This is a genomic window from Pedobacter glucosidilyticus, assembly GCF_002483235.1.
Lineage (GTDB): Bacteria > Bacteroidota > Bacteroidia > Sphingobacteriales > Sphingobacteriaceae > Pseudopedobacter > Pseudopedobacter glucosidilyticum_B.
In genome coordinates this window covers 1-17719 of sequence record NZ_DLHN01000041.1, presented here as the reverse complement: position 1 = coordinate 17719, position 17719 = coordinate 1, and the positions used below count along the sequence as shown (strand labels likewise).

The 17719-nt window shown below is 34.4% G+C and carries 19 protein-coding genes; 13 read left to right on the top strand and 6 right to left on the bottom strand.

From position 1 onward, the window contains the following. Positions 1-22 precede the first annotated feature (22 nt). From B2745_RS16795 to B2745_RS16775, 5 genes are all read left to right on the top strand, one after another. On the top strand, positions 23-871 hold the full coding sequence (locus tag B2745_RS16795) for a 4-hydroxy-3-methylbut-2-enyl diphosphate reductase (RefSeq protein WP_304069036.1): 849 nt from the start codon (positions 23-25) through the stop codon (positions 869-871). A gap of 11 nt (positions 872-882) precedes the next feature. Continuing rightward, complete coding sequence (locus B2745_RS16790; protein WP_304069035.1) at positions 883-1572, top strand: fatty acid desaturase; 690 nt, start codon at positions 883-885, stop codon at positions 1570-1572. A gap of 6 nt (positions 1573-1578) precedes the next feature. After that, positions 1579-2598, top strand: a complete 1020-nt coding sequence (gene hemH, locus B2745_RS16785; protein WP_304069033.1) for a ferrochelatase — start codon at positions 1579-1581, stop codon at positions 2596-2598. Between the two features lie 68 nt (positions 2599-2666). Further along, the gene (gene parS, locus B2745_RS16780; protein ID WP_304069031.1) at positions 2667-3146 is read left to right on the top strand and encodes a type II toxin-antitoxin system Xre/ParS family antitoxin; all 480 of its coding nucleotides are present in this window, start codon (positions 2667-2669) and stop codon (positions 3144-3146) included. A gap of 4 nt (positions 3147-3150) precedes the next feature. Further along, positions 3151-3600, top strand: coding sequence for an RES family NAD+ phosphorylase (locus B2745_RS16775; RefSeq protein WP_026903526.1), 450 nt, complete (start codon positions 3151-3153; stop codon positions 3598-3600). On the opposite strand, the gene B2745_RS16770 is transcribed toward B2745_RS16775, so the two are convergent. Next, complete coding sequence (locus tag B2745_RS16770; protein WP_304069029.1) at positions 3597-4826, bottom strand: 3-deoxy-D-manno-octulosonic acid transferase; 1230 nt, start codon at positions 4824-4826, stop codon at positions 3597-3599. The genes B2745_RS16775 and B2745_RS16770 overlap by 4 nt on opposite strands. A gap of 64 nt (positions 4827-4890) precedes the next feature. On the opposite strand from B2745_RS16770, the gene B2745_RS16765 reads away from it, so the two are divergent. The 5 genes from B2745_RS16765 to B2745_RS16745 all read left to right on the top strand — a co-directional run bounded on the left by B2745_RS16765 (position 4891) and on the right by B2745_RS16745 (position 10130). Then, positions 4891-6204 (top strand): UDP-glucose dehydrogenase family protein, encoded by a 1314-nt coding sequence (locus B2745_RS16765; protein WP_304069027.1) that lies wholly within the window; start codon positions 4891-4893, stop codon positions 6202-6204. 2 nt (positions 6205-6206) lie between these two features. After that, complete coding sequence (locus B2745_RS16760; protein ID WP_304069025.1) at positions 6207-7202, top strand: UDP-glucuronic acid decarboxylase family protein; 996 nt, start codon at positions 6207-6209, stop codon at positions 7200-7202. Beyond that, positions 7203-8231: a UDP-glucose 4-epimerase GalE gene (gene galE, locus B2745_RS16755; protein ID WP_304069023.1), complete on the top strand. Its 1029-nt coding sequence runs from the start codon at positions 7203-7205 to the stop codon at positions 8229-8231. A 103-nt stretch (positions 8232-8334) separates the two neighbouring features. Next, a complete protein-coding gene (gene rfbB / locus B2745_RS16750; protein WP_304069021.1) occupies positions 8335-9390 on the top strand; it encodes a dTDP-glucose 4,6-dehydratase in 1056 nt (351 codons plus the stop codon). Continuing rightward, positions 9390-10130, top strand: a complete 741-nt coding sequence (locus tag B2745_RS16745; protein WP_304069019.1) for a tyrosine-protein phosphatase — start codon at positions 9390-9392, stop codon at positions 10128-10130. The genes rfbB and B2745_RS16745 overlap by 1 nt, the downstream gene beginning before the upstream one ends. Positions 10131-10151: 21 nt before the next feature. Here B2745_RS16745 and B2745_RS16740 read toward each other — a convergent pair whose 3' ends face one another. The 5 genes from B2745_RS16740 to B2745_RS16720 all read right to left on the bottom strand — a co-directional run bounded on the left by B2745_RS16740 (position 10152) and on the right by B2745_RS16720 (position 15005). After that, on the bottom strand, positions 10152-11381 hold the full coding sequence (locus B2745_RS16740; RefSeq protein WP_304069017.1) for an ABC transporter permease: 1230 nt from the start codon (positions 11379-11381) through the stop codon (positions 10152-10154). 129 nt (positions 11382-11510) lie between these two features. Further along, positions 11511-12563 (bottom strand): hypothetical protein, encoded by a 1053-nt coding sequence (locus B2745_RS16735; RefSeq protein WP_304069015.1) that lies wholly within the window; start codon positions 12561-12563, stop codon positions 11511-11513. 61 nt (positions 12564-12624) lie between these two features. Then, a complete protein-coding gene (locus B2745_RS16730; RefSeq protein ID WP_304069013.1) occupies positions 12625-13518 on the bottom strand; it encodes a class I SAM-dependent methyltransferase in 894 nt (297 codons plus the stop codon). A 6-nt stretch (positions 13519-13524) separates the two neighbouring features. Further along, positions 13525-14274: an ABC transporter ATP-binding protein gene (locus B2745_RS16725; protein ID WP_304069011.1), complete on the bottom strand. Its 750-nt coding sequence runs from the start codon at positions 14272-14274 to the stop codon at positions 13525-13527. Then, positions 14271-15005, bottom strand: coding sequence for an MlaE family ABC transporter permease (locus B2745_RS16720; RefSeq protein WP_026904627.1), 735 nt, complete (start codon positions 15003-15005; stop codon positions 14271-14273). The genes B2745_RS16725 and B2745_RS16720 overlap by 4 nt, the downstream gene beginning before the upstream one ends. An 83-nt stretch (positions 15006-15088) precedes the next feature. Between B2745_RS16720 and B2745_RS16715 the strand changes: the two genes are divergently transcribed. The 3 genes from B2745_RS16715 to B2745_RS16705 are packed head-to-tail and all read left to right on the top strand — an operon-like array spanning position 15089 to position 17291. Further along, positions 15089-15790, top strand: coding sequence for an SDR family NAD(P)-dependent oxidoreductase (locus B2745_RS16715; RefSeq protein WP_304069009.1), 702 nt, complete (start codon positions 15089-15091; stop codon positions 15788-15790). Positions 15791-15828: 38 nt separating this feature from the next. Next, positions 15829-16359 carry a PspC domain-containing protein gene (locus tag B2745_RS16710; protein ID WP_304069008.1) on the top strand — a complete coding sequence of 177 codons (531 nt, stop codon included), beginning with the start codon at positions 15829-15831 and terminating at the stop codon, positions 16357-16359. A gap of 2 nt (positions 16360-16361) precedes the next feature. Beyond that, a complete protein-coding gene (locus B2745_RS16705) occupies positions 16362-17291 on the top strand; it encodes a LiaI-LiaF-like domain-containing protein (RefSeq protein WP_304069006.1) in 930 nt (309 codons plus the stop codon). Positions 17292-17719: the final 428 nt, after the last annotated feature.

Sequence of the window (17719 nt, the reverse complement as noted above, 5' to 3'; positions counted from 1 at the left end):
AAAAGCTTGATTATCTTGCACCATGAAATATAATTTACAAGTAACCATTGATAGTGATTCTGGATTTTGTTTTGGAGTAGTTTATGCTATAGATATGGCAGAAGAAATACTACAGGAAGATGGTTATTTATATTGTTTAGGAGACATTGTTCACAACGATGAAGAGGTAGAGCGTTTAAAGGCCAAAGGCCTCAGAATCATAGATAACGAAGATTTAAAAACGCTTAAAAATGAAAAGGTGCTCATAAGAGCACATGGCGAAGCACCTGAAACCTATAAAGTTGCACTTGAAAACAATATCACTTTAATAGATGCATCATGCCCAGTTGTTTTGAAATTGCAAAATCGTATCAAAACCACGCATGACGCTAATGAGAAAATCTTGATTTTTGGTAAACATGGTCATGCAGAAGTTATTGGTTTGCAAGGGCAAACTAATAATGAAGCTTTGGTATTTCAAGATATTAAAGAATTGGAAGATGTAGAACTTCCGCAAAAATTCACGTTATATAGCCAAACAACAAAGTCTACAGAGAAGTTTTATCAGATAAAAGAAGAGCTTATTGCTAAGGGATACGAAGTAAAAGCTAATGATACCATTTGCAGACAAGTTTCTAACCGCGATAAAGACTTACCAGATTTTGTTAAAAAATTTGATAAAATCGTTTTTGTGTCGGGTAAAAAATCTTCAAACGGTAAAGTTTTATATGAGGTATGTCGCAAAAATAATCCTGCTACTTATTTCATCAGTAAGGCAGAAGATTTAGAAATCATGATGTTTAACCCAGGAGATAAAATTGGTATTTGTGGTGCAACCTCTACCCCAATGTGGTTAATGGAGGATGTGAAGAAGGTTTTAGAGACATACTAAATTTTTATATCGTGAATAAAAAATCTTATAAAGGTTTGCTTATTGCTTTGCTTGTCATTGCCTTATGGTTTTGTTCACTATCTTTTTTCTTAAATTTTGAGGTTAATTTCTCTAATCCCCTTATTTACGTTTTTATTCTTATCCAAGCACACTTATATACGGGGTTATTTATTACCGCACATGATGCCATGCATGGTACAGTTTATAGTGCTAATAGAGGGTTGAATAACGCAATAGGACAATTATGTACGGCTTTATATGCAGCGTTTCCTTTTAAAGCTTTAAATGCTAAACATCATTTGCATCATAGTCATGTACACTCTCATGATGACCCTGATTACCATCATGGTAATTTTTTTCAATGGTATTTTCATTTCATAACACAGTATATCACTTGGTGGCAAATAGTTTTTATGGCCATTGCTTTTAATGTTTTAAAACTTTGGTTTGATGAAGTAAACCTCATCTTATTTTGGGTAATACCATCTTTATTAAGCACTTTACAGTTGTTTTATTTTGGCACCTATTTACCTCATAAAGGAGAACATGATAATAAACATCAATCAAGATCTCAAACAAGAAATCATTTTTTAGCTTTTATAAGTTGTTACTTTTTTGGTTATCATTACGAGCATCACGACTCGCCGGGTACACCTTGGTGGCAATTATGGATTTTAAAAGACAAAGCAAATCATATATAAACAGGAATGGGAAAAAAGGGAATTTTATTGGTTAATTTAGGAACACCAGATAGTCCTAAAACTGCTGATGTTAGGAAATATTTAGATGAGTTTTTAATGGATGGTAGGGTAATAGATATTAATCCTGTTTTAAGAACTTTATTGGTTAAAGGGATTATTGTACCCTTTAGAGGGCCTAAATCTGCTAAAATTTATAAAGAAATCTGGACCGAGCAAGGCTCACCGCTTTTAATTTATGGTAATAACGTTAGAAATGCTATAGCAGAAAGACTGGGTGAAGATTATCAGGTAGAGTTAGCCATGCGTTATCAATCTCCTTCTATTCCTGATGCTCTTGAGCGATTAAAACAAGCCAAAGTAGATAGTATTAAAGTTATTCCATTATTTCCTCAATATGCTTCGGCATCTACCGGATCTGTTCATCAATTGGTTATGGAAATTGTTAGCCAGTGGCAAGCCATACCATCTATAAGTTTTGTAAATAGCTATTATGATCATCCTGGTATGATTAAAGTATTTGCAGACAATACCAGAAAATATTTGGATGAGGGTTGGGATCATATCTTATTTAGTTTCCACGGAGTGCCACAAAGACACATGCGTAAAGCCGATGTTTCTGGTGAACATTGTTTAAAAGTAAAAGATTGTTGCAAGACCTTAACAGAGAATAATAAGTTTTGCTACTCAGCACAATGCCATCAAACAGCTAAATTAATAGCAGAAGAGCTTAATTTATCAGACGATATGTACTCTTTATGCTTTCAATCTCGTTTAGGAAACGACCCATGGATGCAACCTTATACCAGCGATGTTTTAAAAGAATTAGCTGGCAAAGGCGTTAAAAGAATTTTAGTTTTATGCCCTGCTTTTGTTGCTGATTGTTTAGAAACTTTATTTGAAATTTCTTTTGAGTACCAAGAAGAGTTTGAAGAACTTGGCGGCGAAAAAGTTCAATTAGTAGAAAGTCTAAACGATCATCCGGCTTGGATAGACGCTCTGGAAGATATCATACTTAACAAAAACTAAAAATCAAGAAAATTTTCTTTTGTAATCAGAAAAATTTCTTATATTAGTTCATTGTTAAAGTTAAGCTCATGAAAACAGATAAAAAAAGGGCAAAAAGTTATAGCATCAATCATCATGATGATGTTACTCATCAATTAGTTCAGGAAACTATTGCGGTTTATCAGAAAATGTCTGTTAATCCAATTGCTTTATTACAAAATTCTAAAGAGGGTTTAAGTGCAAATGCTGCTTTAGATTTTTTAAATATATCTGGTTTTACCTATGATGAATTTCAAAGTGCGTTTAAAACTACCGTTAAAACCATACAAAATCATGCTGTTCAAGGTTTAAAATTAGATGCTGCTTTAAGTGAAAAACTCATCAAGTCTTTTGCTCTTTTTAATAAAGGTATTGAGGTTTTTGGTTCGGTAGAGGCTTTTCACCAGTGGTTAAATTTACCAGCTTATGGCTTAGGCAACCAAACGCCTTTTCATCTCATGGATACCATTACAGGTATAAATCTGATAGAAGAAGAACTTATCCGTATAGCTTATGGTGATTTAGCTTAAATCCATGTTGGTTTATAGAATTGCTCTAGCAAGATTTTCTGACGCCTTGTTTGCATCCGGCAGGGCGGCTAGGTGGAATAGTAATGATAGTTATGTCATTTATACAGCTTCATCTATTTCTCTAGCTTGTTTAGAGAATGTGGTACATCGGAATAAACTTGGTTTAAACGCTTCATTTAAAGTTTTGTATATAGATATTCCTGATGATTTGCTTCAAACAGAGATCCACCAAGATGAGCTGCCAAGTAAATGGCATCATTTTGAAAATATTCCGCTAACGCAATTCTTAGGCAATGAATGGTTGATAAACCAGCAAACAGCTGTTTTAAAAGTACCTTCTTCTATCATTCCTCAAGAGTTTAATTATCTGTTGAATCCAAAACACGCTGATTTTAAAGCTGTAAAATTGTTAAAAGCAGAACCCTTTATTTTTGATGAGCGAATTAAAGCTTAGTCAAAAACTTTTTTCATAATTAAAGCTGTAGCCCCAACATTCTCTTTTACATAAGCTTGGGCTTTTTTACCACTGTTAATACAGTAAACTTCGTTTTGGGTAAGTTTAGTCAGTACGATATTCAACTCTTCTTGATTTTTGATACTAAAACCTGCTTCATTTTTAATCAAGTCTTTAGCTTCTTGAAACTTCTGGTAATTAGGGCCAAAAATAACGGGTAATCCCCAAGTTGCCGCTTCTAAGGTATTGTGTATGCCAACACCAAAGCCTCCGCCAATATATGCAATCTCCCCGTAAGGGTAAAGAGAAGACAACATCCCTATATTGTCTATGATGAGTATTTTATAATTTCTCAACGCATCTAAATCAGCAATTTCAGAATGTTTAATAACTACTTCATCATTAAATAATTGCTGTAGTGCTTTTATTTTTTCTGGTTTTATTTCATGAGGAGCAAACAGTATTTTCCAATCGTTTTGTTTTTTTATAAACCATTGGGACAAAAGTTTTTCGTCATCAGGCCATGTGCTGCCGGCTATTAATAACTTACTTTCATTTTTAAAAGCCTTAACAAAGGGAAGTTCTTTAACTTTTTGGGCTAAATTATTTACGCTGTCAAATCTGGTATCTCCACACAAAGTGAAATTACGCAAACCTATGCTTGAAAGTAAATCATCAGATTCTTTGTTTTGAGTAAAGAAATGCGTTACATAACTAAGTATTTGTCTATTAAAACCACCATAAAATTTAAAGAAAATTTGTTGAGGTCTAAAAATAGCAGAGGTTATGTATAAAGGAATATGATGTTGATTTAAAGCTTTAAAAAAGTGATACCAATATTCGTATTTATTAAAAAATGCGACAGATGGTTTAAAAATTCGGATAAAATCTTGTGCGTTTTTTGCTGTGTCTAATGGTAAATACAAGATATAATCTCCTAAAGGCGAGTTTTTCCTAATCTCATAACCTGATGGAGAAAAAAATGTGATCACTATTTTTTGTTGCTGATATTTATTTCTAACGGCTTCTAGAAGTGGTTTTCCTTGTTCAAACTCTCCTAATGATGCAAAATGAAACCATATTGTTGGTGTATCGGATAGATTTTTATATTTCTCTCTCCAGTTTTTTCTGCCATCAATCCATTTTTTTGCTTTGATATTAAAAAAAGATGCAAAATGTATGAATAAATAATAAAATTTTATTCCAATGTTATATATTAATGGCATTTAATTTTGTATTGTTTAACTTCGCAAAAAAGTTTGTTTTAAAGGTAATAATTTCCCCCATAATATGAAGATTGCCGTAATAGGTACTGGTTACGTAGGTTTGGTAACAGGCACTTGTCTTGCAGAGACAGGAAACAATGTAACATGTGTTGATATTGTTGAAGAAAAGGTTCAAAAAATGAAAGAAGGCATTATGCCAATTTACGAACCAGGTTTAGATATTTTGTTCAATAGAAATATAGAACAAGGTCGTTTAAAGTTTACGACTAATCTAGCAGAAGCTATAAAGGATGCAGTTATTATATTTTTAGCTTTACCTACCCCTCCGGGAGGAGATGGCAGAGCCGATTTAAGCTTTGTTTTAGGAGCAGCCAAAGACATAGCAGGTTTAATAGAAAATTACAAAGTTATTGTCACCAAATCTACAGTTCCAGTTGGTACAGCAGATAAAGTAAAAGCTGTATTTAAAGAAAATACTTTAGTAGAGGTTGATGTTGTTTCTAATCCAGAATTTTTAAGAGAAGGTGTTGCAGTTGATGATTTTATGAAACCTGATAGGGTAGTAGTAGGTACATCAAGCGAGAAAGCTAAAGCATTAATGGAAGAGCTTTATGCTCCTTACGTGAGGTCTGGTAATCCTATCATTTTTATGGATGAGCGTTCTTCTGAGCTTACTAAATATGCAGCTAATTCTTTTTTAGCTACCAAAATCACTTTCATGAATGAGGTTGCTAACTTATGCGAATTGGTAGGTGCCGATGTGGATATGGTAAGAAAAGGTGTTGGTTCTGATGCTCGTATAGGTAAGAGATTCTTATTCCCAGGAATAGGTTACGGTGGTAGCTGCTTTCCTAAGGATGTACAAGCGCTAGCTTTATCAGCAGAAGAATACAATTATGATTTCAAGATTTTAAAATCTGTAATGGATGTTAATCAAGTACAGAAAGTTAAAATCATTGAAAAAATGATGAGCTATTACAAAGGAGATTTAAAAGGTAAGAAATTTGCTTTATGGGGCTTAGCGTTTAAACCAGAAACAGATGATATCAGAGAAGCTCCGGCTTTATATATTATTGATGAGTTATTAAACGCTGGTGCAGAAGTTGTAGCTTACGACCCGGAAGCGATGGATAATGTTGAACGTTTATTAGGAAATAAAATCAGTTTTGCTGAAAACCCTTATGATGCTTTACTAGATGCCGATGCTTTAATTATAGCAACAGAATGGCAGCTTTTCCGCAACCCTGATTATGAGTTGATGGAGAAAAACTTAAAAGCTAAAGTGGTATTTGATGGTAGAAATCTTTATGATTTACACAAGATGATAGACTTAGGTTATTATTATAACAGTATCGGTAGAAAAATTATTGAAGCATAAGTATGGCAACTAGAAAAAGAGTATTAATAACAGGAGCAGCAGGATTTCTAGGCTCGCACTTATGTGATAGATTTATCAAAGAAAATTACCACGTTATCGGTATGGATAACCTGATTACCGGTGATTTATCAAACATAGAACATCTTTTTAAATTAGAGAACTTTGAGTTTTATAATCATGATGTTTCTAAGTTTGTGCATGTTTCTGGAGATCTAGATTATATCTTACATTTTGCATCACCTGCCAGCCCTATTGATTATTTAAAAATCCCAATCCAAACCTTAAAAGTGGGTTCTTTGGGCATTCATAATTTATTAGGTTTAGCAAGGGTAAAAAAGGCTCGTATCATTATTGCTTCTACTTCAGAAGTTTATGGAGATCCATCCGTAAACCCACAGCCAGAAGAATATTGGGGAAATGTAAATCCGGTTGGGCCGAGAGGTGTTTATGATGAAGCTAAACGCTTCCAAGAAGCGATGACGATGGCTTACCACACTTTCCACGGAGTAGAAACCAGAATTGTAAGGATATTTAATACTTATGGTCCAAGAATGCGCTTAAATGATGGTAGAGTGTTGCCAGCATTTATTGGGCAGGCTTTAAGAGGCGAAGATTTAACCGTTTTTGGTGATGGTACACAAACCCGTTCATTTTGTTATGTAGATGATTTGGTAGAAGGTATTTACAGATTATTAATGTCTGATTACGCTTATCCAGTAAATATCGGAAACCCCGATGAAATCACGATTGGCCAGTTTGCTGAGGAAATTATTAAGCTAACAGGTACACAACAAAAGGTAATTTATAAACCTTTGCCACAAGATGATCCTAAGCAACGCCGCCCAGATATCACCAAGGCAAAAGAACTGTTAAAATGGGAACCTAAAGTAAACAGAGCAGAAGGTTTAAAAATAACATACGAGTATTTTAAATCGCTATCTAAAGAAGCTTTAGAGAAAATAGACCATAAAGATTTTACTACTTTCAATAAAAAATAAATGGCAAATAAAATTCTTGTAACCGGTGGTACCGGATTTATAGGCTCGCACACCGTAGTAGAACTGCACCATGCGGGTTATACTCCGATTATTGTAGATAACCTTTCTAATTCATCAATCAAAATATTAGATCAATTAGAAAAAATCATCGGTTATAAACCAGAGTTTCATGAGTTTGATTTATGTGATGAAGCTAAAACTAAGTCGTTTTTGGCTAAAAATCCAGATATCAAAGGCATCATCCACTTTGCAGCTTATAAAGCTGTTGGAGAATCTGTACAAAAGCCTTTAGATTATTACAAAAACAATTTTGTTTCGCTGATTAATTTACTTGATGCTTATAAAGGGAAACCTATCAATTTTGTTTTTTCATCAAGTTGTACCGTTTACGGTCAGCCAGATGTTTTGCCTGTTACTGAGTCAGCTCCGGTAAAAAAAGCAGAATCTCCTTACGGAAACACGAAACAAGTTGCAGAGGAAATTTTAAAAGATACAGCATCAGTAAACAAGAATTATAATATTGTTGCGTTAAGATATTTTAATCCGGTTGGGGCGCATGAATCGGCACTTATTGGAGAGTTGCCTATTGGTGTCCCTCAAAATTTAGTTCCTTTTATCACACAATCTGCAATAGGAAAAAGAGGTAAAATAACCGTTTTTGGTAATGATTACAATACCGTTGATGGTAGTTGTATAAGAGATTATATCCATGTAGTAGATTTAGCAAAAGCACATGTTGCTGCTATCGAAAGAATGGAATCTGGTAAATCTGCTGATAATTACGAGGTTTATAATATTGGTACAGGTAAAGGAACATCGGTATTAGAGATTATCCATGCTTTTGAAAGATCAACAGGCGAAAAATTAGATTACCAAATAGGTCCGAGAAGAGAAGGCGATGTAGAGCAAGTTTATGGCGATGTTACAAAATCTACTCAAGAACTAGGCTGGAAAGCTGCTTTAGGTATTGAAGATATGATGAAATCTGCCTGGGAATGGGAGAAATACATCAAGAATAATCCGTTTTAATGAAAGATTTGCGAATTGAGTATTGAGAAGTGAGACTTTTCAGAATGTCTAATTCAATATTATTACTCAATACTCAAATCTCAATACTCATATCTAACAAAAAATGAAAAAAATATTAATAACAGGTGGAGCTGGTTTTATAGGCTCACATGTGGTAAGGCGTTTTGTAAATACCTACTCAAACTATCAGATTGTTAATCTTGATAAATTAACTTATGCTGGTAACTTAGAAAATTTAAGAGACGTTGAGCAAGCTCCAAGCTACAAATTTGTAAAAGGAGATATTGTTGATGCTGAGTTTATCAATAAGCTATTTACTGATGAGAATTTTGATGCTGTTATCCATTTAGCGGCAGAATCTCATGTGGATAGATCTATTGCCAACCCGATAGAGTTTGTAATGACAAATGTAGTTGGTACAGTAAACCTGTTAAATGCTGCTAGAAATAGTTGGAAAGGCGATTACGATAAAAAACGTTTCTATCATGTTTCTACAGATGAAGTTTATGGAACTTTAGGCGAGGGAACAGAAATGTTTACAGAGCAAACTGCTTATGACCCACATTCGCCATATTCTGCTTCTAAGGCAAGTTCAGACCATTTTGTGAGAGCTTATCATGATACTTATGGTATGGATTGTGTGATTTCTAATTGCTCAAACAATTATGGTTCTTTCCATTTTCCAGAGAAATTAATTCCGCTTTCTATCAATAATATCAAAAACAATAAACCTATTCCAATTTATGGAAAAGGCGAAAATATTAGGGATTGGCTTTGGGTAGAAGACCACGCCAGAGCAATTGATGTAATTTTTCATAAAGCTAAAACAGGTTCTACTTATAATATTGGTGGCCATAATGAATGGACAAATATTGACTTAATTAGAACCTTATGTAAGGTGATGGATAAGAAACTAGGCCGACCAGAAGGTACATCAGCACAACTGATTACATTTGTTACCGATAGAGCAGGACATGATTTACGTTATGCGATAGATGCTACAAAACTAAAGAATGATTTAGGCTGGGAGCCAAGTCTGCAGTTTGAAGAAGGCTTAGAAAAAACTGTTGATTGGTATTTGGCTAATGAAGAGTGGTTAAATAATGTAACTTCTGGTAATTATCAACATTACTATGAAGACCAATATCAAAACCGTTAATGTTTTCATTTTTTAAAAAGAAAAAAGAAGCAAAATATAATTTCAATCGTATTCAGGTAGATATGCACTCGCATATCTTACCTGGTATAGATGATGGTGCGCCAACAGTAAAAGAATCTATCATATTGGTTAGAAGGTTGATGGATTTAGGCTTTACCAAATTAATAGCCACGCCACATATCATGGCAGATTGTTACAGAAATACCCCAGACACCATCCGTAAAGCTTTAGACGAGTTAAGGGCAGAGCTAGAAAGGCAAAATATCCAAATACCTGTTGAAGCCGCAGCAGAATATTATCTAGATGAAACTTTTGAAAGGAAATTAGAAGCCGGAAATTTACTCACTTTGGGAGATAATTACCTTTTATTTGAACTTTCGTACATCAATTATCCAAATAACCTGAAAGATATTATTCAAAAAATGAATGATAAAGGTTATAAACCCATTTTAGCGCATCCAGAGCGTTATCCTTATCTTTATGGCTCTTTAGAAAACTATCAACAGGTAAAAGAGTATGGTTGTTATTTTCAGTTAAACACCATTTCATTAAGCAACCATTATGGGAAACAAGCTCAAAAAGTCGCAGAAAATTTAGTTGAAAATATGATGATTGATTTTTTAGGCTCTGATATGCACCATTTAAGACATGCAGATTCTCTTCAAAAGTCTCTTCTTACACCAACCGTAGAACAATTACTTTCAGATGATTATAGTTTATATAACGAACTCTTGAAGTAAAAATCTATTTCTAAACCTTGATTATTCGTACCTCAAAGCCTCTACCGGGTCTAATTTAGCAGCCTTAGAAGCAGGTATAAAACCAGAAACTAAACCTGTTGCCACACAAGCCGTCAGTCCTATGAATATCCACGCCCAAGGAATAAGAAAGGAAGCGCCCATAGCAATGGCTAATAAATTTCCCATAATGATGCCTAGGAAAATACCAAAAATGCCCCCCATCATACAAATGACGATGGCTTCGTACAAAAATTGTTTTCTGATGACTTGTGGTGTTGCGCCAATAGCTTTTCTAATACCTATTTCTCTGGTCCTTTCCGTTACAGAAACCATCATGATATTCATTAATGCAATAGCAGCACCAATCAAAGTAATTAAGCCAATAGCCACGCCAGCAATCTGAACTATTTTTAGGTTTTCAATTAGCGTTTCTGCAATAGCGTCACTTTTGGTGATTTCAAAATTGTTATCATTTTGTGTTTCTAGGCCTCTTACTCTTCGCATTAAAGCTGTAGCTTCACCAATCATATAATCCATTTTAGTAGGGTCGTTAGCCATCACAGAAATGGTATAAGTAGGGTTGGGATTACTCATAATTTGCCTACCTTTTATAATAGGAACCACACAAACTTTATCGCCACCAAAGCCAACGCTAGAGCCTTTAGGTTCAAAAACACCAATAATTTTAAATTTGTTACTTCCTATAGTGATGATTTTATCAACGGCAGAACCTTGTTTAAAAAACTTTTGCTTTATCTCATCACCAATAATAACAACACTAGCACCAAATTCTGTTTCACTTGCCGAGAAATTTCTACCCTCGGCTATTTTATAGCCACCAGTAAAAACATAAGATTCATCGGCACCAAGAACAGATATATTAGGGTTTGTTTTTTCATTACCATATTTAGCTGTAGCAGCAAAAGAGGCAAAGGTGTTAACAGATACGGTAGCAGGTAAATTAAAATCATTTTTAAAGGCCATGGCCTCGCGATAGGTAATCACAGGCCAAATTTTTCTGGCACCATTACCACCAATTCTTATCCCTGTACCTCTGTTTCTAATGGTGAAAGAATTTGCCCCCATGCTAGCAAAAGTATTGTTAAGAGAGCCTTTAATAGCATCTATAGAAGTTAAAATACCAACCAAAGCCATTAAACCTATAGCAATAATAAGTGCGGTAAGAAATGTTCGCAATTTATTGCTCTTAATAGATTGTAAAGCAACTTTGATATTCTCTCTCGTATTCATTTTGGATGGGAACTATTGATACGAAGATAAGACAACTGAAACAGATATTTGTTACAGCAGAAAAGTTGAATTTAGGTAGTTATAGTTGATAAAAAAAGCTGCCTTTTGGAGGAGGCAGCTTTAATTTTTTTATTGATACTGAATGTATATCGGTTTAGGAGAAAGTTTTAATAACTCTTCCGGAGTCATTAGTCTATTTGGTGCTTTCTTTAAATCGTTTTTATAAAATAATTTAAAGCCTGTGAATTGTACAGGTTGCTCTCTAATCCAATGGCGGTAAGTGCCTTTTTTAAGTTCAGGCTCGCCCCATCCATCCATGTGCATAACTATTTGAACTTCTGGTCTTAATTTGATGTTTTTATAGTTGGTTACCATTCCTTTGGTGAAACGATGTACAACCAACATTTTAGCAGGTAGGTTATGCTCTTTAACAAGTTTAGCTAAGTAGTTAGTACAATAGTTAATATCTTCTGCATCATAGGTTCCAATCTTAGTGCCAGGTCTATGTCCTGTTTTCATAGAAAACTCTGGGTCTATACCCAAATGAACATGCGGTAATTTTAAGTATTTCTCTAGCAAAGGAAGTTCTTGCTGAATGGTACTTAAAGATACTTGTATATCAAGAAAAACAATACCATCATGCATTTTAGCAATTTTTAAAGCAGAATCTATTTGCTTATCAGGCATTCTAAAGCGGTATTTTCCGTCTTTACCACCATCGCCTTGGGCAACTACGGCAATATAATGTATACCAGCTTGTACTGGCGTTGTAGGGTCTGCTTTTTCCCATCTTTTAACTTCAGCATTTAATCTTCTCCACATTTCTTTAGGCGCATACTCGCCTAAAGCTCCCATTTTTTTAGAGTATAGGTTGCCGTAATAAACCACCACCCTTTTAAACGGTAAAATTGCTCCTGGCGAAGGTACCGGTTGGTTTTTAACTGGCCATAAACCTGTGGTATCTCCGTTTGCCAATGCTTTATGTAAGGCGAAATATTTGGCAGAGTCTATAGGTTGATATGGGTTAGCCACTTTTTCTTCTGTAACCGTATTTGTTTTAGATGAATCAGCTGTAGATGTTGAGTTTTTACCAGTTTTGCTGTTTGCACCATCACAAGAGGCTAAAACAGAAATTAAACCTAAGGAAAAAATGCTTGTTAAAAGTGTGTTTTTAGATAACATGGATTAAATTTTCTTGAAAATAGGTATATGTATTGGATGTTTAAAAAAAAGATATTCACAATTAAACAGAACGGAATTTGCCAAATACGCCAAGCGGTAAATTAATACCTGAGCTTGCTTCTAAATACAACTCGCCAATCTCTAAATTTTTAACTTGCGGATAAGCACCTTTAATTAGATTTTCTACGATGATAGAAGAAAAACCAAGCGAATAGGTATTTAAAATAAGGAAATGCTCCTGTGGGTCAAGTAGTTTAACAACATCAGTCATCATTTCTCTAATTTGGTCTTCTAGCTTCCATTTCTCGCCTTTTGGCCCATGTCCATAAGCCGGAGGGTCTAAAATAATACCGTTATAAGTTTTACCTCTTTTAATTTCTCTTTGAACAAATTTCAAGGCATCCTCAACCACCCATCTAATATCTTTTAAATTAGAAATCTCTTGATTTTCATTTGCCCAAGTAACTACTTGTTTAATAGAATCAACATGGGTTGTATCAGCACCAGCAGCTTTAGCAATTAAAGAAGCACCACCGGTGTAGGCAAATAAGTTTAATACTTTTGGACTTTTGGTTTTAAACTTTTTAATGGTTGATGAGATATAATCCCAATTTACAGCCTGCTCTGGAAAAATGCCTACATGTTTAAATGAGGTTAAAGCCAATCTAAATTTGATCTCAACATCGGGGTTTTTATAGGTAATATGCCAGCGGTCAGATACATTTCCGGATTTTCTAACCCACTCGCCACTAGTGGCAGACCGGCCTTTAAATTTTATATGGTGCCTTTTTTGCCATTCAGCATCGCTTAAACCTTTTGCCCATACTGCTTGTGGTTCTGGTCTGATGAGAATTAAATCTCCAAATCGTTCTAATTTTTCAAAATCGCCACAATCAATCAATTCATAATCTTTCCAATAAGTAGGGGTAAGGGCTTGTATAGCAGGTTTGGGCATTATATTTTATTTTTTGAGTAAAGTTTCCATCAATTTTGTAGCAAACACAAAATCATTTAATTCTTGGTTATTGGTAGAAGTGATTTCTTCTTTAGAGCCTTCCCACCATTTTTGACCTTGATGTAAAAATAAGATGTATTCTCCAATTCCCATGACCGAGTTCATATCATGTGTTACAATAATGGTGGTAATATCATATTCCTCGGTAATTTCTTTAATCAGCTCATCTATTAAAATAGAAGTTTTAGGGTCTAAGCCCGAGTTTGGTTCATCGCAAAACAAATATTTAGGATTCATGGCAATAGCTCTTGCTATACCAACCCTTTTCATCATTCCGCCTGAAAGTTCTGATGGGTACAATTTATTTTTACCGGCCAGATTAACCCTTTCTAAAACAAAATTTACACGTTCTAATTTTTCTTTTTTAGGTTGTTCTGTAAACATGTTTAGCGGGAACATGATATTTTCTTCTACCGTCATAGAATCAAACAAAGCAGAACTTTGAAACAGCATACCGATTTCTTTTCTGATAGCAATACGCTCCTCAAAATTCATGGTTGTAAAGTTTCTGTTATCATACTCAACAGTACCATCTGTAGGTTCGTGTAAACCTACCATACATTTTAGTAAAGTAGTTTTACCAGAGCCAGAGCCACCAATAATTAAGCTGGTGGTACCAGGCTTAAACTCGGCATTAATACCTTTTAAAACTTGGTTGTCTCCAAAACTTTTATGAATATTTTCTGCTGTTATCATAGTAAAAGTTGTGCTATTATATAATCTGCAACTAAAATCGAAATACAAGAAATTACCACTGCTTTGGTACTAGATTGTCCTACTTCAAGTGCGCCTCCATCGGTATAAAAACCTTGGTAAGAAGAAACTGTGGTAATAATAAAAGCAAATATCACAGCTTTAACCATTGCCACAGTAACAGTAAAAGGAATAAAATCGGTAGTTAAACCCTGTATATATTCTGCTGCGGTAACAGCACCAGAGGCTACTCCTGCAAAATATCCCCCGGTAATACTTAGAAATATAGCAATAATCACCAGTAAAGGAATCATCAGCACACCAGCCAATAATTTAGGTAATATCAAATATCCCGGAGCATTAATACCCATGATTTCTAAAGCATCAATTTGCTCGGTTACTCGCATAGTACCAATTTGCGATGCTATACTAGAACCTATTTTACCGGCCAACACCAAAGAACAAATGGTAGGACTTAACTCTAATATGGTAGAATCTCTGGTAATAGAACCGATGATAGATTTCGGAATTAAATCACTAACCAACTGAAAAGCTGTTTGTACAGTAGTAACTGCTCCAATAAAAATAGAAATGATACTGATGATGCCTAAAGAGCCTAGTCCAATATCTACCATCTCTTTAAAAATCTCTCTCTTGTAAATAGAAGCTTTTTCAGGACGCCTGAAAACAGATTTCAGCAATAAAATGTATTTTCCGAAATGGTAAAATATCATAGAATTAATTTTTTGTAAAAATAAGCTTTTTTATCAATTGCAATTATTAATCCTAAATTGACATATTTAGCTAAAATTTCAAGATGAATATACTCATAACAGGCGCAACAAAAGGAATAGGCAAAGCTATAGCTATAAAAATGGCACAAGAAGGTAATCATTTAGCTTTATGTGCTAGAAATGAAACCGAATTATTATCCTTAAAAGAAGAGATACAACAGCTTTATCCATCTGTAAAAGTATACACTCAGGCGGTTAATTGCAGCTTAAAGGCTGAGGTTAATGCTTTTGCTTTACAATCTTTACAGTATTTTGGTTTTATTGATGTTTTAATCAATAATGTAGGCGTTTTTGAGCCTGCTGCCATTTTAGACGAAGCTGATGATTTACTAGAAAAGCACTTTTTAGTAAATGTAAATTGTGCTTATCTATTGTATAAAAAAATAGGTTTAAGCATGCGAGAAGCCAGAAAAGGTCATATTTTTAACATCTGTTCTGTAGCTAGTACCCATAATATTGTAAATGCTGGTTCTTATTGTGTAACAAAAGCAGCGATGCTTAGTCTTAACAATATCATGAGAGCAGAGTTAATGAATCATCAAGTAAAAGTAACAGCAGTTTTGCCTGGTTCAACATTAACAAGTTCTTGGGAGGGCACAACGGTAGCAACAGATAAATTTGTACAGCCAGAGGATGTTGCCCTGATGATTAACCAAACTTTAAACCTGAGTGCAGGGGCTAATATAGATCAGCTGATGATAAGCCCAACAGGCGGACAGGTTTAAGAAAGAAAAGAAGAGTAAGGATTGTAAAAAACAAGATTATGTCTAAAAAATTAACAAGAAACATGAGCGACAAGATGGTTGCTGGTGTTGCCTCAGGCTTAGCAGACTACTTTCAGTTAGATGTTACCTGGGTAAGAATTGCATTTGCTTTAGCAGTATTTTTTGGAGGTGGGGGCTTTTTAATTTATATCATATTATGGATTGCTTTGCCAGAACAGTATAGCGCTATGTATAGTGGTTACACCAAAAATTATCAGCCACCTATACCAGATGATTATATTTCTTACAAAGCATCAAAAAAGAAAGAGAAAAATGCTAACATGAGTACGGTTGGAGGGTTAATCCTCGTTGTTTTAGGCTCGTATTTTTTAATGGATGAGTTTGATCTCATACCAGATTGGTTTAGCATTGGTAAATTATGGCCTTTGGTTTTTGTGGTATTGGGCGTAACCATGCTGATGAAAGCAAAAAAAGAAAAAGAAATACCAACAGAAACTAAGGAAGAAGGGCCTGTAGAAGAAACACCAGTAAGTGAAGTAACTGAAGATAAAACCAACGAAAATATATAGTTATGAAAACAGATAGAATTTTTTGGGGAATCATATTGGTTTATATAGGTGGGATTATCCTGCTAGAGAATTTTAATATGATTGATTTTAGTTGGCGATATATTTGGCGCTTTTGGCCGCTGGTTTTAATTGTTACAGGTATAAATATCTTGTTTGCCAAAAGGAAAACAGTTTTAGCAACAGCCTTAATAGCCGGTATAACCATCTTAAGTTTAGGGTTTATAACCTATAAAGGTTTAAATAACGATACTCATACAGGAATTACCTGGTCAAATGATGATGAAATAGAGGTAGATAAAGACGCTACTGAGTTAAATGCTTATACCGAAACGTACGACCCACGTTTTAAAATTGTTAAACTTGAAGTTTCTGGAGGCGCAAGTTCTTTTGTGATTGATGAATACACAGATAATTTGTTCGAAGCTAATATAAAAGGCGCTAAAGCCAGATATATTTTAAAGAAAACCGAGCAGGATAGTACTGTAAATTTGGATTTTACAACCAATAACAATAAAGATTTCAACTTTAAAGATGAAGAATATAGTAAGATAAAACTGTTTTTAAATACAAACCCACTTTGGGATATCAGTTTAAAAATGGGTGCTGGTAAAGCAACTTTTGATTTATCTGACTATAAAGTAAGAAATTTAGATTTAGAAGGTGGTGCTGCAAAATTTGATATTAAGATAGGGAGTTTACAAGATAGTGTAAGCCTTAGCGCAGAAACTGGTGTTGCAAAAGTGGTTATTAAAATTCCTGAAAACGCTGGATGCCTGATTGAAAACACCAGCGAACTTTCATCTCGTAAGTTTGATGGTTTTAAAGAAAATGAAGTAGGCGATTACGAAACCTCTAACTTTAAAACCGCCAAACAAAAAATTTATATCAACTTTAAAGGCGGTTTAAGTGATTTTGAAGTGAGAAGATATTGATTAAGCTTAACATATAGATTTAGAGCGAATTTCATTAAGCTATCTCTCTTAAAATATTCATCTGCAAGAGAAGCTTCATACCATGCAGTGACAAAGGTGATTACTTTGTAGCGAGCAAAGCTATCTCTTAACCATCATTTTGTCATCGTGAACAAAGAGAAGCTATCACGATTGTTTTGTCATAGCGAATGAAATGAAGCTATCTCTTCATGCAAGACTATCCCTCCATACAGGTTATAAAGAGACTGCCACGTACCTCGCTTGACAAATTAGGCGAACATAGTGAAGCTATCACGATTACTTTGTCATCGTAAGTTTGTAGAGGAAAATTTGGATAAGCGTAAACAGAATATAATTTTGTTCATTTAATCAAGATCCAGCAGAGAGAAGGAATAAGACTTTAATTTGTCATTAGTCATCAAAGACAC